This window comes from Oceanihabitans sp. 2_MG-2023, from assembly GCF_030547245.1.
In the GTDB taxonomy this organism is placed as follows: Bacteria; Bacteroidota; Bacteroidia; order Flavobacteriales; family Flavobacteriaceae; genus Oceanihabitans.
The window spans coordinates 568,435-583,477 of the sequence record NZ_JAUOQT010000003.1 but is presented as its reverse complement, the minus strand read 5'-3'; the positions used below and the strand labels follow the sequence as shown (position 1 = coordinate 583,477).

Sequence of the window (15,043 nt, the reverse complement as noted above, 5' to 3'; positions counted from 1 at the left end):
GCATGTTAGAAAAAACCAAAACATATTTAAATGAGACTACTAATACAGCACCTTTGGCTGTGTTTAGAATAGGTTTTGGTATCTTGATGTTAATTAGCATCATCAGGTTTTGGTCTTACGGTTGGATTGAAAAATTATACCTAGAACCAAAATTTCACTTCTCTTTTTATGGTTTCGAATGGGTAAAACCTATAGGTAATTTCACCTATCTGTTATTTGTTATTTGTGCATTAGCTGCCTTTTTTATCCTTATCGGATTTAAATACCGAGTAGCTATTATTAGCTTTTTTATAAGCTTTACTTACATTGAATTAATGGATAAAACGACCTATTTAAACCATTACTACTTTATATCTGTTTTAAGTTTTTTAATGTGTTTTTTACCTGCTAATGCATATTTTTCTGTAGATGCTTTACTTAAGAAAAAACAGTATCAACAAATTCCTCGATGGACAATAGATAGTGTTAAACTATTATTAGCAATAGTATATTTTTATGCAGGTCTGGCAAAATTAAATAGCGACTGGCTGTTTAAAGCAATGCCATTAAAAATATGGCTGCCATCTAAATATGATATTCCTTTTATAGGAGAAACATTAATGCATAAAGAATGGTTTCATTTTGCAATGAGTTGGTCTGGAATGCTATATGATTTAGCAATACCATTTCTATTATTATATAAAAAAACTAGAACACTAGCCTTTGTATTGGTAGTCGTTTTTCATGTATTTACAAGGGTTTTATTTCCAATAGGGATGTTTCCATACATCATGATTGTATCTACTTTAATCTTTTTTGACGCCCATGTGCATGAAAAAATTTTAAATGTTTTTAGAAAGGGATTACCGTTTTTTAAAAGCAGAAATGTTATAATTAAAAGCGAAGTATATACCTTTGCAAATAGAAAAATTGTAGTTCCTGTTGTTATCTTATTTTTAGCTGTGCAATTAGTATTTCCATGGCGATATTTAGTATATCCTAACGAATTATTTTGGACAGAAGAAGGCTATCGTTTCTCTTGGCGTGTGATGCTAATGGAAAAAGCTGGGTATGCCAATTTTAAAATAGTAAATAAGGAAACGAAAGATTTCTTTTATGTGGATAACACAGATTTCTTAACGGCTTTTCAAGAAAAACAAATGAGTTTTCAGCCCGATTTTATTTTGGAATATGCACATTATCTTGGAGATCATTTTAAAAGTCAAGGACATCAAAACATACAAGTTTTTGTAAATTGTCACGTGGCACTTAACGGAAGATTAAGTCAGCCATATATAAATCCAGAAACCGATTTATATAAAGAAAAAGAATCATTCAAACATAAAAACTGGATACTACCATTCCATGATGAAATTAAAGGTTTATAGCACATTAATAGTTATATTATTAACAGTCACAAGTACTTTTGCTCAGCATAAAGTATCTGGAGTTATTACTAATTTAGAAACAAAGAATACATTAGCTAATGTTGCCGTATATGAAAAATCTTCTGGTTTGTTGGCAAAAACCAATGCAGAAGGTTACTATACGTTTACAACAGATAAAAAGAATCTAACACTCCTGTTTTTTTATTATGAGTTTCAAGTTTCTGAAGTTACACTTACCCTAGAAGCAGACATAGTAGTTAATCAAGAATTAGCTCCTTTACAAGAAGAATTATCAGAAGTAGCAATAATAGCAAGAAAAGCGAAGGTTTTTGAGTTAAGCAGATTAAAAGATGTAGAAGAAACTGCCATATATGCTGGTAAAAAAACAGAAGTAATTTTAGTAGATCAATCAATGGCTAATTTAGCATCTAATAACGCTAGGCAAATTTATAGTCAAGTTGCAGGATTAAATATTTTCCAGAATGATGATGCAGGGTTACAATTAAACATTGGTGGTCGTGGCTTAGATCCTAATAGAACCTCTAATTTTAATACCAGACAAAATGGATATGATATTAGTGCAGATGTTTTAGGATATCCTGAAAGTTATTATACACCACCAGCGGAAGCTTTAGAGCAAATTCAAGTGGTAAGAGGTGCAGCTTCTTTACAGTATGGAACACAGTTTGGCGGACTAGTTAATTTTAAAATGAAGTCGCCTAATGCTAATAAACCGATAGAGTTACTAACGCGTAATACCATTGGAAGTAACGGACTTTACACTAACTTTACAAGTTTGAGTGGTACCAAAAATAAGTTTAGTTATTATACGTATTTCAATTACAAAAAAGGAGATGGTTTTAGAGCAAATTCAGAATTTGAATCTAAAAATGCATTCTTGCATCTAGGCTATCAACTATCCGATAAAACTAAAATTACTGGAGAATTAACCTATTTACGCTATTTAGCACAACAAGCAGGTGGATTAAGTGATGCTATGTTTAATGAAGATGCTTTTCAAAGTAATAGAACGAGAAATTGGTTTCAAGTAGATTGGTTGCTTTATAACTTTAAAATTGCACATGAGTTTTCAGAAAAAACCAATTTTACCTTTAGCTTTTTTGGTTTAGACGCACAACGTGATGCTTTAGGATTTAGAACCAATCGTCAAGATATTCCAGACAATTTTGGGGAAAGAGATTTAATTAAAGGAGCGTATAATAACTTTGGTTTTGAAGCACGATTATTAAATAAATACACGCTTTTTGGTAAAGATGCTACAGGTTTAATTGGTACAAAGTTCTATAAAGCAAACAATACTTCTATTCAAGGACCAGGAAGTGATGGCACAGGTCCTAATTTTGAATTGCAATTAGATGCGTATCCTAATTATGAAAACCAATCTAATTTTTCTAATCCAAATCTGAATGTTTCCGTTTTTGGCGAAAACATACTATACCTTAACGATAAATGGTCGGTAACACCAGGATTTAGATTCGAATATATAAAAACAGAAAGTGATGGTTTTTCAAAACGAATAAATTTAGATGCTGCTGGAAATGTTATTCTTAATGAAACAGAATTTTCAGATGAATTAAATGAACGTTCTTTTGTGCTATTTGGATTAGGAACAAGTTTTAAACCTAATGATAAAATAGAATTTTATGGGAATGTTTCTCAAAATTACAGATCGGTTACCTTTTCCGATATTAATTTAGTGAACCCTAATTTTAGTGTAAGACCATTAGATGATGAAACAGGATTAACAGGAGATATAGGATTTAGAGGAAACTATAAAAAAGCAGTATCGTTTGATATTAGTGCCTTTAGCCTTTTCTATAATGATAGAATAGGAATTACTTTAGAGGTTCAAAACGATAATAGTGTTACTAAGGTTAGAGACAATATTGGAGATGCCTTTATTTATGGATTAGAGTCTTTAATAGATATTAACTTAAATGAATTATTTATTAAAAACAACAAGTATAGATTTAACTATTTTATTAATACTTCTGTAATTAATTCAGAATATGTAAACTCTGAAGAATCTGGTGTAGAAGGTAATGAAGTTGAGTTTGTACCAGAATTAAATATAAAAACTGGTTTACGTTTTGCTTATAATAATTTACAAGCAAGTATGCAATACACTTATTTGTCAGATCAGTTTTCTGATGCATCAAACTCAAGATCAGATGCATTAAGTAGTTCTGGAATTGTTGGCGTTATTCCTTCGTATGATATTTTAGACTTTTCACTTTCGTATAAATACAAACAGTTTAAATTAGAAACAGGTGTTAATAATGTTTTAGATAACACTTATTTTACAAGAAGAGCAACAGGATATCCAGGACCAGGAATATTACCTTCATCTCCAAGAAATTTTTATGCAACTTTAGAAATTAAAATCTAAGATATTTGTTTTTGTAACGTTGTATATTTTTTAAAAGAAATTATAGTGTAATAAAAAAACGCATTTTCTATTTACGTAATCGTATTGTAGAAAATGCGTTTTATACTTAAAGAAATACCATTAGCTATGCATTCTAAAAGCAATGAAAAATATAAGGATTAATCTCCATCTGTATCTGTTGTAGTAATAACAATAGATAAAGTACTTCTAACATCTACAGCAAATAAAATACGTAAGTCTTCTAATTTAGTATGTAAATCTTCTACTAAGTTATGCTCTTGTTCTACAGCTTCACTTAAAGGAATAGTTATAGCATCTAACGCTGTGTAAACTTCTGCAATCTTAGTTGCAATAGCATCGTTTAAATCGGTTGTATTTGTAATAGCGAATACATAATCATCTACACCTATTCCATTAGGGTTAAAGTATGCACTTTCTACACTTTCTATACTAGCTTGAACAAGCGCTTTAGAGGTATAGCTATAATAAGCTTGCGTTAATTCTGGAAGAATTACTTGCGAATTTTCTAAACCTGCAGGTTTACCAACTTTAGTCGTTTTAGTAACATCTAAAGCATTATGCATGCCGTTATAATATAGATTAAAAGAACCTTGAATTCCAGAATCGTCATTATTAACAAAAAGAGAAGCATAAGCATCACCAGAAGCTGCCCATATTTCTTGAAGACGTTCAGCTCTTGAGGTAAGGTAAGCAGAAGATAATCTTAGATAGTCCCGACGTTTTTGGGAAGCAACAAAACCAGAATTAATGGTAGTAGTATCTTCAGCAAATAATAAGTATTCTAAAGCTGCAAGAGATTTAGCTTGCGCGCTAATAGTTGCTATAAAATCTGCATCAATGGTGTCGTTATCAGAAATAAAAAATTCAATAGCACCTTCAACAGTTGGCCAATTATAAATAGAGGTATGTATAAATTGATCTCTAGCAATACCAATGTGATGTACGTACGTTTTTTCGTAAGCGATTGCTGTCGTTTTCCATTGTTGTCTAGCTATTTCTAGATTGGCTTCAGAAGTATCATTTACATAATTTTCTATGCTTTGCTCCAATGTAGTGGAAGCACTTACAAAAAGATTGATAGCAGGTAGAATTTGCTGATTACTAACATCAGTCAATAAGTTTTTTACATTAAAACTGTCTTCAGCATTATCATTATCACTATTACAAGTAAATAAGAATAGCGAAGTGATTGTTAAAGTTAAAAATAGATATTTTTTCATAAGATTATAAGGAGTTAACGAAGTCTATTAGATTGGTGCGTTCTTCTTCCGTTAGGTTTTTAAATTTATTTTTACTGTTTTCGGCTTCACCACCATGCCAAAGAATTGCTTCTTCTATATTTCTAGCACGTCCATCGTGTAAGAAAAAAGTATGATCATTTACAGTAGATATAAGTCCGATTCCCCAAAGTGGTTGTGTTCTCCATTCGTTTCCATTGGCTTCAAAATCGGGTCTGTTATCTGCTAAATCGTCTCCCATATCATGTAATAGGAAATCAGAATACGGTCTTATTGTAACATTTTCTAAAATGGAATGCACGTCTGAAGATCCAGTAGTTTGGTTTATTGCATGACAACTAATACAGTTTAATTCTGTAAAAAGTACTTTTCCTTTTAAAACAGATTCGTCTGTAAAATTTCTTCTATTTGGTACTGCTAAAGTAGATTGATAAAATAGAACACGATCTAATTGAGTGTCTGTAACTTCAGGTTCTCCACCAGTTGGAGCATCTATACAGTCTTGTTGAGGTGATGGACAATTATTTTCGGGAAATAACGAAGTAGTTAACCCCATATCTCCACTAAAAGCACCAGCTATTTGTTGTTTAAGAGAAGGCATGTTTGCTTTCCATCCATACTTTCCTAATATGTGAGTTCCAGATTCTATATCATATACATAGTTTGGTTTTCCTGAAATCCCATCATTATTAGCGTCAAATTCATCAGCAAATTGTAAAATTTCGTTATCTGGTAATGCGCTAACTAAGCCTAATCCAATAGTTTGTTGTGCAACTCGAGGAGAGGTTTGCACACCGGCAAGACTACCAAATTGCTCTTCGGAAAAGGTATAGATTGGTTTTTGTAATTGGTAAGAAGTTCCGTCAAGATATTCTCCTTCAATAATTTCATAGGAAACATTAACCTTTGCTTCAAAAGGAATATTGTTATTTGCTTGATCTTGTATTTGGTTACCATAGCTATTTACAGGATTTGGATTACCAAAAGTATCTTGACCAGGTAAACTGATACGCATTAAGAAACCATCCGAGTTTTGTCCGTTAACCAGTGGGCCACCTCTTCCGTCTTTAAAATGACAACTAGCACAGGCTCTAGCATTGAACGTAGGCCCCAAGCCATCTCTTGCAGTAGTAGAAGCAGGGGAAGACACCCAATTTTGATTAAATAAAGAATTACCAGTTGAGAATTGTCCGATTTCAGTAAAAGATAATCCATCAATTTCAAAACCAAAAGCATTAGCACTAGTACTGTTAACTCCCAAATCACCAGTTAAATACTCTTCCCCTTCTTCGTATGTGTATTCAATAGGAGTATAAGCGTTGTCGTCATCAGATTTACAGGATGTAAAACCTATGGTAATACATAGCAAAAAAAGGATGTGTATTTTTTTATTTAGCAAAGTATAATGAATTTTAAATAGATAAATCCCGAAACAGCAAAGTTCAGGATTTATCCATGTTAAATAAAATAAAATATTATATTTTATTTTTAGTTTAAGTTGATCCCTATAACTGATGCGGATGCACTAATTTCATCTGCTAAAGTAAATAAAGCTTCAACAGCTTGCATAACAGGACCAGAAAGATCATCTGATGTTTCTTGTGTAATTAAATAATCAAAAGGTTGTGTATTGTTTCCAATTATATTAATTTTTGTCATTGCATCTGTAGCAGCATTTTGTAAAGCTAATGCTTGCGTTGCATTTTCTTGGTTTACTAAATCGTAAAAAGAAGGACCATCAATAGATCCGTAAGAACCATATATAACATTTATTACACCTTGTGCATTAGCAAATACATCTCTATTTGTATTATCTGAAAAACAAGAATGCTCATCTTCTTGGCCACTAGCACTCACTCCGTCTGTAGAATCAACAGGAGCAATCATACGCTCAGAACTTAATTCATCACCAGCAATAAAGAATGCGCCATTTATAGCTTGTTGTAAAGCAGTGTCTGTATCTAAATTTTCAAAAACGGTTCTATATGCTCCACCTTCAGCCCAAGTATTAACTAGCGCTAATAAGTCACTAACTAATAAATCTGTAGAAACGGTTAAGTATAAAGCTCTTCTATCTGCATTATCTGCAGTAGTATAATCTGTAAAAGTACGTTGACCAGCTAAATTATCTGCAGGCACTGTATTATCTTGCCCCCAAAGTAAAAATTCAATAGCGTGCCATCCAGTACTAATAGATTTATCATCTTGACCTTCGTTTAATCCAGCTATTGTTGCTTCATCAATAGTAATACTTGTATCGCTAATAATACTTCCGTAACTACCAGCATAATCTTCTGTACCAGATGCTACATAGTCAATATAACTTTCATCAATTGGCCAAGCATTCATTTGTCCTTCAGTACCTAAAGACCAAGAATCAGATTCCGTATCTACAGGACCATTTGCTTCTCTGTATGCTTCTGTTTGTCCATAAGGTTCTCTTGCTGCTAACCAAGCATTTTTAGCAGCATCAAAACCTACTTCTGTTGGATTTGCTACAAAAGCTTCAATAGTATTTTGCAAAGTAACTGCCGAGTTATAACTGTCTAAATAAGACTGGTAAACTATATCTGCGTAATTTTCTACAACTTCTGTTTTTGTAATTTCATCATTACTTTGGTTACCGTTATTATCATCATCACTTGAACAAGCTGTTACAACTAGAGCTATTAATAAAATAGTAAGAAAATTTTTAATCGTTAATTTCATTTGTGTTTATTTAGACTGTTTAAAAATAAAGCGCAAATATATTTGTCAAGAAGATAAAAACCAAACTATTTAGAATAATTCTTGATAATTTACTGAAGGAATGAATATTTTTATATTACGAGGGTTATTTATCTGAAAATTTTGATGTTTCTTTATATTTTGATTGTATATTTTATGAATTTATGAAGCAGTTTTTATTATTAATATTTTTTTGTACTAGTATTTCCTCTTCATCTAAAGAATGGAAAAGTATACAACAATATCAGAAAGAAACAAATAAAGAAAACTTGTCTAAAAAAGATTGGTTATGTTCAGATAGGAAACAAAATACCATAGTTTGGCAACATGCAAATAGTTTTAATCTTCAAAATAATTTTCCAGAAGAATATCAAACAATCCAACAACGTAGGGATTTTTATAGATGGTATTATTCAAAGATAGAAAATCTAGGACACGAAGTGGTTTGGCCAAAAATGGCATATTTCATTTCTAATAAATTGCGTCTCACCAAAATGTTTCCGTATACCATATTCACAAAAAAAAGTATAAAAATTTATTCATATCAAGGTAGTGAAACCGTTTTTAATAGTGCTTTTTTAGATATGAAAGCACTTTTTATTTCCGATGAAATTTTAAAAGGAAAAAAGGCACTGCTTTGGGATCAAGCCATTTTATACAAAGAACAGCATAAATGGATTGCGCCTATATACCAATCTATGGATGCAAATAGTTTGAAAACCATTGAACGAATGGCAAAAGGGAAAGGGTTTTATAGCCTACTATTAGCTAAAGAAATTCGATTTGAAGGAGATATCACTCTAGCTAGTGAACGTTATAACTATGCATTAGATATCTTGAGGGATTATTGCAAAAAACATTATCAGTAATTTAACTGTATCTTAAAATGCATATCCTAATTATTGTCGTATATTAGCATGCAATTAATTCTAATTGCAACATGACAGCACACAACAACAAAATTGTAGGAGAAGGTTTAACGTACGATGATGTACTTTTAGTTCCAGCTTTTTCTGAAATACTACCACGCGAAGTCAATATTCAAACAAAATTTTCACGTAATATTACTATAAATATTCCTATTGTATCTGCTGCTATGGATACTGTTACCGAAAGTGCTATGGCTATCGCTATTGCTAGAGAAGGAGGAATAGGTGTTTTACATAAAAACATGACGATTGCCCAACAAGCTAATGAAGTTAGAAAGGTAAAGCGTGCCGAAAGTGGTATGATTACAGATCCTGTTACTTTAACACTAGATGCAAAAGTTCTAGATGCTAAGCAAAATATGGCAGAGCATAGTATTGGAGGAATACCTATTATAGACGAAAACGGAACATTAAAAGGAATTGTTACCAACAGAGATTTACGTTTTGAAAAAGATAATGCAAGACCAATTGTTGAAGTGATGACAAGCGAAAACCTTGTTACTGCTCCAGTTGGAACTTCTTTACAAGATGCAGAAGGTATTTTAAACGAGCATAAAATTGAAAAATTACTTATTGTAGAAGAAGATTTTAAATTAGCTGGTTTAATTACTTTTAGAGATATTACTAAACTTACACAAAAACCAATTTCTAATAAAGATTCTTATGGTAGACTTCGTGTTGCAGCTGCATTAGGAGTAACTGCAGATGCTGTAGAACGTACGGAAGCTCTAGTGAAGTCTGGAGTTGATGCTGTTATTATTGATACAGCACATGGACATACCAAAGGTGTGGTTAGTGTTTTAAAAGAAGTAAAAAAGAAATTTCCCCAATTAGACGTGATTGTTGGTAATATAGCAACAGGTGCAGCAGCTAAATATTTGGTAGAAGCTGGAGCAGATGCGGTAAAAGTAGGTATTGGACCAGGTTCTATATGTACTACTCGTGTAGTTGCAGGAGTTGGATTTCCTCAGTTTTCTGCAGTATTAGAAGTAGCTGCAGCAATAAAAGGTTCTGGTGTACCAGTAATTGCAGATGGAGGTATTCGTTATACAGGAGATATACCAAAAGCTATAGCTGCAGGAGCCGATACAGTAATGTTAGGTTCTTTACTAGCAGGAACTAAAGAGTCTCCAGGAGAAACTATTATTTACGAAGGAAGAAAGTTTAAATCCTATAGAGGAATGGGCTCTGTAGAAGCTATGAAGAAAGGAAGTAAAGATAGGTATTTTCAAGATGTTGAAGATGATATTAAAAAATTAGTACCAGAAGGAATTGTTGGACGTGTGCCATACAAAGGAGAACTTTATGAAAGTATTCATCAATTTGTAGGAGGCTTACGTGCAGGAATGGGATATTGTGGGTCTAAAAATATCGCTACACTTCAAGATCAAGGACAGTTTGTAAAAATTACAGCTTCAGGAATTAACGAAAGCCATCCGCATGATGTTACTATTACTAAAGAATCTCCTAATTATTCTAGGTAAGAAGTGAAATGCTAGTTAAAATAGCAACCTATTTTAATAGTATATAAAACCATTAATTCCTGCGAAAGCGGGAATTTTTTTGATATTATATTTTAGTTAGTAATGCTTTGTATGTCTTAAACCTAAGAAATCTTTTATTGCTTGTAAGCTTTTTTTAGGGCTTTCTTCCATTGGTACATGGCCCGTTTGGTCTAGAATGACTAAGGAGCTATTAGATAAATCTCTTTTCAGTTTATATGCATTACTTACAGGAATTAATAAGTCTTCCTTTCCCCAAAGAATAAGTGTTGGTGTTTTAATCGTACTAATTTTTTTATAGGAATCAGAAGTGTTTTCTTGCATGATTCTATCTACAAAAGCTTGCCTGTTTCCTGGTCTTAACAGAAGTTCAAAATACTGTTCTACTAGCGCATCTGTAACTTTAGTTTTATTTGCATAGACATTTTCTACGCTAGATTTTGCCATGAATTTTGGTGTAATAAAAGTTAAAGCTTTGTTTAATATCGGAATCTTTGCAAGTGTAAATGCCAAAGGAACACTTCTAGCTTCGGTAGGATAACTTAGGGCATCTATAAGTATTAGTTTATCTACTTTTTTAGGGTTTTCAAGGGTGTAGCTCCAGGCTATTTTTCCGCCTAAAGAGTTTCCTGCCAAAATACATTTGTTTACATGTAAAGTACTAAGAAAGTTTTCAATAAACTGCACATAGTTTTTTATGGCGTAATCTCTATCTGGAAAAGGACCGGTTAAACCAAAAGCAGGTAAATCCATTCTAATAACACGATGTTCTTTATTTAAATCTTCTGTCCAAGCATTAAAAGTATGTAAACTAGCTCCTGTACCATGAATTAAAACAATAGGTAAAGAATCGTTAGCAATTCCTTCATCTCTATAATGAATATCCATGCCATTTACAGAAATAAACTTAGAGGCTGTATTGGCATATTTTTCTTTTAACTTATCTAAAGGAATGTCTTTATAACCAAAACAAACAACAATAAGCAGCAGCACTAAAACGATGAAGAATCCTGTTTTTTTCAAAAAAAATAATGGTTTAATTTATAAAGATAATTAATCTTCTAATATGATTTAAAAATTTTAAAAATTCTAAAAAGTTTAAAATATTTAATCCTTATCCTTAAAAATCAATTGTCCTTTTGTAAGCCAAGAAATACCAAAAGCCCAAAGCGCAATACTTTCTAGCCAGAATACAGGATCTAAATGTTGCAATTCAGGGAATCGCTCTTGCAAGTAAAAAAAGTAAAGTGCTATTAAAACAATACAAGAGATCATCACATATCCGCAAATATGAAAAATAGTATTACGTTTTTTCTTTTTATTGCTTAAATGATTTTTTGATGCTTTAGATTTTGGAAATAAAATTAAAGAAAAGTAAATAAGTGTAGCAAAAAATAATCCTGCAAAGGTAAAGTGAACGGTTTTTATCCAATCTTCATAAACAATACATTGTTCTGCACATTCTGAAACAGTATCTACACCTGTTGGAAAAAACGCAACTCCTATAGCAAATATACATGCTAAATTTCCAGCAATACTATCTCTAATATCATAACCTTTATAGGTAAACATAAAAAAAGCTACAGCACATAAAACACCTACAAGTATATTTCGCATTTTAGTGTGGTAGTAATCACTAATAGAACTCTGTACAATCTCACAGTTGCCATAATAAAAAGCACCAACCACTAATAATATTGGTAGTACAATGCCTAGGAGTCCAATGAGTTGCCTTAAAAGGTTATAAGATATTAATTGCGGATTGTCATTTTCATGTTCTTGTTGCATCCTTTTAGATTTTAGTTTAAAGTTAGACATTTTATCTAGTATAAAAAATATGTGTTTTCATTGTTTTACATCTCGGTAATGTTATTTAACAATTCGGTAATTATTAATTTCTAGTATATACTTTCTGTTACATCTTTGTAGTATCAATCAAATTAAACCACTAAATAACATGAAAAAAACAGCACTAATTTTCATTTTTTTATTCAGTTTTACACTTTCTGCACAAACCATTAATGGAATAGTTACAGATGTAAATAAAAATCCAATTGCACTAGCGAATGTCTATTTAGAAGGCACTTATGATGGAGCTACAACTAATGATAAAGGAGAGTTTTCATTTAAAACCACAGAAAAAGGAACACAAAACTTAATCGTTTCCTTTGTAGGTTTTGAAACCTATACAATGCTTGGCGCTATTTCTTATATGAAAGATTTAAAAATTCAACTTCGAGAAGATATTAATTCTCTAGATGCTGTAATTCTTTCTGCAGGAACATTTTCTGCAGGAGATAATTCTAAAGTTAATGTGCTAAAACCTTTAGATGTGGTAACTACAGCTAGTGCTTTGGGTGATTTTGTAGGTGCTTTACAAACCTTACCGGGAACTACAACAGTTGCTGAGGATGGAAGGCTTTTTGTGCGTGGAGGTGAAGCTGAAGAAACTCAAATTTTTATTGATGGCATAAAAGTATTTACACCTTATAGCCCAACGACCAATGATACACCAACTCGCGGACGCTATTCTCCATTTCTGTTTGATGGCATTACTTTTTCTACTGGAGGATATTCTGCAGAATATGGTCAAGCATTGTCTAGCGTGCTACTTTTAAATACTACTGGAGAACCAGATCAAGAAAAAACCGATATTAGTATTATGAGTGTTGGACTAGGACTTGGTAATACACAAAAATGGGAAAACAATTCGTTAAGTGTAAATGCTTCGTATATAAATTTAGCTCCTTATAATGCTATTTTTAAAGGAAGAAATGAATGGATAAAGCCTGTAGAAGCGGCTTCTGGAGAGGCTGTATTTCGTCAGAAAACAAATAACGGAATGTTAAAACTATACACGGCTTTTGATGCTAGTCGTTTTGAATTAATTCAGGAAGATATTAATAACCCAGATGGTGTTTCTATTAAACTAAATAATAACAATTTATATTTTAATGGTTCTTACAAAGGAATGTTAGGTGATTCTTGGACGTTACAAACAGGAATGAGTTATACAAATGCTAATAATAAAATTAAAGTGGATGCTTCCGATATTAATGACACTCAAAATTCTTTTCATGGTAAAGTAAAATTGAAACATAAATTTAATAATCGTTTTAAATTAAACTTTGGAGCAGAATATTTAGCAACCGATTTTAATGAAAATTATGAAGATAACTCGATACCTTCTGTAGATTACGGATTTAATAATAATATAAGTGCAGCTTTTACAGAAGCAGATATTTTCTTTTCAAAAAATCTAGCCTTAAAAGCAGGTTTGCGTTTAGAATATAGCGCTTTGTTTGATGCCATTACTCTTTCTCCAAGAGTTTCTATGGCGTATAAAATTTCAGAGAAAAGCCAAGTTTCTTTAGCCTATGGTGATTTTTATCAGAATCCGAATTCTGATATTTTAAAGTTTGAAACTAATTTGCAAGCACAGCATACTTCTCATTATATTTTAAACTATCAGTATAATAACAATAAGCAAATTTTTAGAGCGGAAGCATATTTAAAAGACTATACAGATTTAGTAAAATACGATAGTGAGTTTGTAAGTTTTGATGCTAATTATAATAATCAAGGAAAAGGATTTGCAAAAGGAATTGATTTGTTTTGGCGAGATAATAATAACATAAAAAATGTAGATTATTGGGTGAGTTATTCGCTTTTAGATAGTGAAAGAGATTATAAAAACTATCCTAATGCAGCACAACCTAATTTTGCAAACACACACAATCTATCTGTAGTTGGTAAATATTGGATTGACAATTGGAAAAGTCAAGTAGGTTTAAGTTATGCTTTTGCTTCTGGAAGAACGTATACCAACCCTAATGAAACAGGCTTTTTAAACGCCACAACAAAATCCTATAATAATCTAAGTTTAAATTGGGCCTATTTACTTTCTCCCCAAAAAATACTGTATTTATCGGTAAATAATGTCTTAGGTTTTAAAAATGTAAACGGATACCAGTATGCAAATACACCAGATATAAATGGCAATTTCGCTAGTAGAAGTTTACGCCCTGCAACAGATCAATTCTTTTTTGTTGGTTTCTTCTGGACTATCAGCGAAAAAGGAAATGATAATCAGTTAAATAATTTATAGATAACAGTCTGTCCTAAAATAATAACAGTTCAGTAATGCATTTTTTTTAAACAACCGAAAACAATAGATATTTGTATAACATAAAAAGCAAACTAAAAATGAAACATCTAATTATCATCGTAACTTTATTAATAACAAGTTTAGTTACAGCACAAACCAAATACGAACAAGGAATGCATAAAGCATTAGAGCTTTGGAAAACTAATCCTATTGAGGCTTCTCAACTTTTTGAGCGTATAGCAAAAGCTGAACCAGACAATTGGTTACCTCCTTATTATGCAGCAGAAACTTTAATTTTAGATGGTTTTACTAAGTTAAAAGATGCAAAAGCTTTAGAAGCACAATTAAATCAAGCACAAGACTTTTTAAACGAAGCATCAGCAATATCTATAGATAATCCAGAAATTATGGTCATGCAGGCATTATTACATACCGTTTATGTAGCAAGTGATGGTGCAACCTATGGTATGTTGCTTTCTGGTAAAGTAATGGCATTGTATGCGCAAGCAGAAAAAATAGCACCAAACAATCCTAGAGTTGTTTTGAGTAAAGCCGATTGGAATATTGGAGGTGCACGTTATTTTGGCAATGATATACAGCCATTTTGTAAAGAAGCAGAAAGAGCTTTACAACTTTTTACTACCTTTAAACCAGAAACAGAATTTCATCCAAACTGGGGAAGAGAACGTGCTCAAGAAATTATAAAAAGCTGTAAATAATAGTATAAAATAGATACCAATC

The 15,043-nt window shown here is 31.8% G+C and carries 11 protein-coding genes; 6 read left to right on the top strand and 5 right to left on the bottom strand.

The window, feature by feature from the left end:
* The first annotated feature begins 2 nt into the window (after nucleotides 1-2).
* Both Q4512_RS09300 and Q4512_RS09295 read left to right on the top strand, forming a co-directional pair.
* Entirely contained in the window at nucleotides 3-1,367 is a 1,365-nt protein-coding gene (locus Q4512_RS09300; RefSeq protein WP_303424005.1) for an HTTM domain-containing protein, read from the top strand.
* Entirely contained in the window at nucleotides 1,348-3,777 is a 2,430-nt protein-coding gene (locus Q4512_RS09295; protein ID WP_303424037.1) for a TonB-dependent receptor domain-containing protein, read from the top strand. Before Q4512_RS09300 ends, Q4512_RS09295 begins: the two co-directional genes overlap by 20 nt.
* Before the next feature lie 158 nt (nucleotides 3,778-3,935).
* Here the strand turns inward: Q4512_RS09295 and Q4512_RS09290 are convergent, their stop codons facing one another.
* The 3 genes from Q4512_RS09290 to Q4512_RS09280 form a co-directional block, all read right to left on the bottom strand.
* Complete coding sequence (locus Q4512_RS09290; RefSeq protein WP_303424004.1) at nucleotides 3,936-5,018, bottom strand: imelysin family protein; 1,083 nt, start codon at nucleotides 5,016-5,018, stop codon at nucleotides 3,936-3,938.
* A gap of 4 nt (nucleotides 5,019-5,022) precedes the next feature.
* Nucleotides 5,023-6,405 (bottom strand): di-heme oxidoredictase family protein, encoded by a 1,383-nt coding sequence (locus tag Q4512_RS09285; protein ID WP_303424003.1) that lies wholly within the window; start codon nucleotides 6,403-6,405, stop codon nucleotides 5,023-5,025.
* Nucleotides 6,406-6,524: 119 nt separating this feature from the next.
* The gene (locus tag Q4512_RS09280) at nucleotides 6,525-7,745 is read right to left on the bottom strand and encodes an imelysin family protein (protein WP_303424002.1); all 1,221 of its coding nucleotides are present in this window, start codon (nucleotides 7,743-7,745) and stop codon (nucleotides 6,525-6,527) included.
* 182 nt (nucleotides 7,746-7,927) lie between these two features.
* On the opposite strand from Q4512_RS09280, the gene Q4512_RS09275 reads away from it, so the two are divergent.
* On the top strand, nucleotides 7,928-8,632 hold the full coding sequence (locus Q4512_RS09275; RefSeq protein WP_303424001.1) for an Insecticidal toxin complex protein: 705 nt from the start codon (nucleotides 7,928-7,930) through the stop codon (nucleotides 8,630-8,632).
* Nucleotides 8,633-8,703: 71 nt separating this feature from the next.
* On the top strand, nucleotides 8,704-10,176 hold the full coding sequence (gene guaB / locus Q4512_RS09270; RefSeq protein ID WP_303424000.1) for an IMP dehydrogenase: 1,473 nt from the start codon (nucleotides 8,704-8,706) through the stop codon (nucleotides 10,174-10,176).
* A 96-nt stretch (nucleotides 10,177-10,272) separates the two neighbouring features.
* On the opposite strand, the gene Q4512_RS09265 is transcribed toward guaB, so the two are convergent.
* The gene (locus Q4512_RS09265) at nucleotides 10,273-11,217 is read right to left on the bottom strand and encodes an alpha/beta fold hydrolase (protein WP_303423999.1); all 945 of its coding nucleotides are present in this window, start codon (nucleotides 11,215-11,217) and stop codon (nucleotides 10,273-10,275) included.
* Between the two features lie 84 nt (nucleotides 11,218-11,301).
* On the bottom strand, nucleotides 11,302-11,982 hold the full coding sequence (locus Q4512_RS09260; protein ID WP_303423998.1) for a hypothetical protein: 681 nt from the start codon (nucleotides 11,980-11,982) through the stop codon (nucleotides 11,302-11,304).
* Between the two features lie 169 nt (nucleotides 11,983-12,151).
* Between Q4512_RS09260 and Q4512_RS09255 the strand changes: the two genes are divergently transcribed.
* Nucleotides 12,152-14,302, top strand: coding sequence for a TonB-dependent receptor (locus Q4512_RS09255; RefSeq protein ID WP_303423997.1), 2,151 nt, complete (start codon nucleotides 12,152-12,154; stop codon nucleotides 14,300-14,302).
* 98 nt (nucleotides 14,303-14,400) lie between these two features.
* The gene (locus Q4512_RS09250; protein WP_303423996.1) at nucleotides 14,401-15,021 is read left to right on the top strand and encodes a hypothetical protein; all 621 of its coding nucleotides are present in this window, start codon (nucleotides 14,401-14,403) and stop codon (nucleotides 15,019-15,021) included.
* Nucleotides 15,022-15,043 lie beyond the last annotated feature (22 nt).

Bases quoted from the DNA above. Each gene is read 5' to 3' on its own strand.
- Q4512_RS09300 (WP_303424005.1), top strand. From the start codon at position 3: ATGTTAGAAAAAACCAAAACATATTTAAATGAGACTACTAATACAGCA.
- Q4512_RS09295 (WP_303424037.1), top strand. From the start codon at position 1,348: ATGAAATTAAAGGTTTATAGCACATTAATAGTTATATTATTAACAGTC.
- Q4512_RS09290 (WP_303424004.1), bottom strand. From the start codon at position 5,018: ATGAAAAAATATCTATTTTTAACTTTAACAATCACTTCGCTATTCTTA.
- Q4512_RS09280 (WP_303424002.1), bottom strand. From the start codon at position 7,745: ATGAAATTAACGATTAAAAATTTTCTTACTATTTTATTAATAGCTCTA.
- Q4512_RS09275 (WP_303424001.1), top strand. From the start codon at position 7,928: ATGAAGCAGTTTTTATTATTAATATTTTTTTGTACTAGTATTTCCTCT.
- guaB (WP_303424000.1), top strand. From the start codon at position 8,704: ATGACAGCACACAACAACAAAATTGTAGGAGAAGGTTTAACGTACGAT.
- Q4512_RS09260 (WP_303423998.1), bottom strand. From the start codon at position 11,982: ATGCAACAAGAACATGAAAATGACAATCCGCAATTAATATCTTATAAC.
- Q4512_RS09255 (WP_303423997.1), top strand. From the start codon at position 12,152: ATGAAAAAAACAGCACTAATTTTCATTTTTTTATTCAGTTTTACACTT.
- Q4512_RS09250 (WP_303423996.1), top strand. From the start codon at position 14,401: ATGAAACATCTAATTATCATCGTAACTTTATTAATAACAAGTTTAGTT.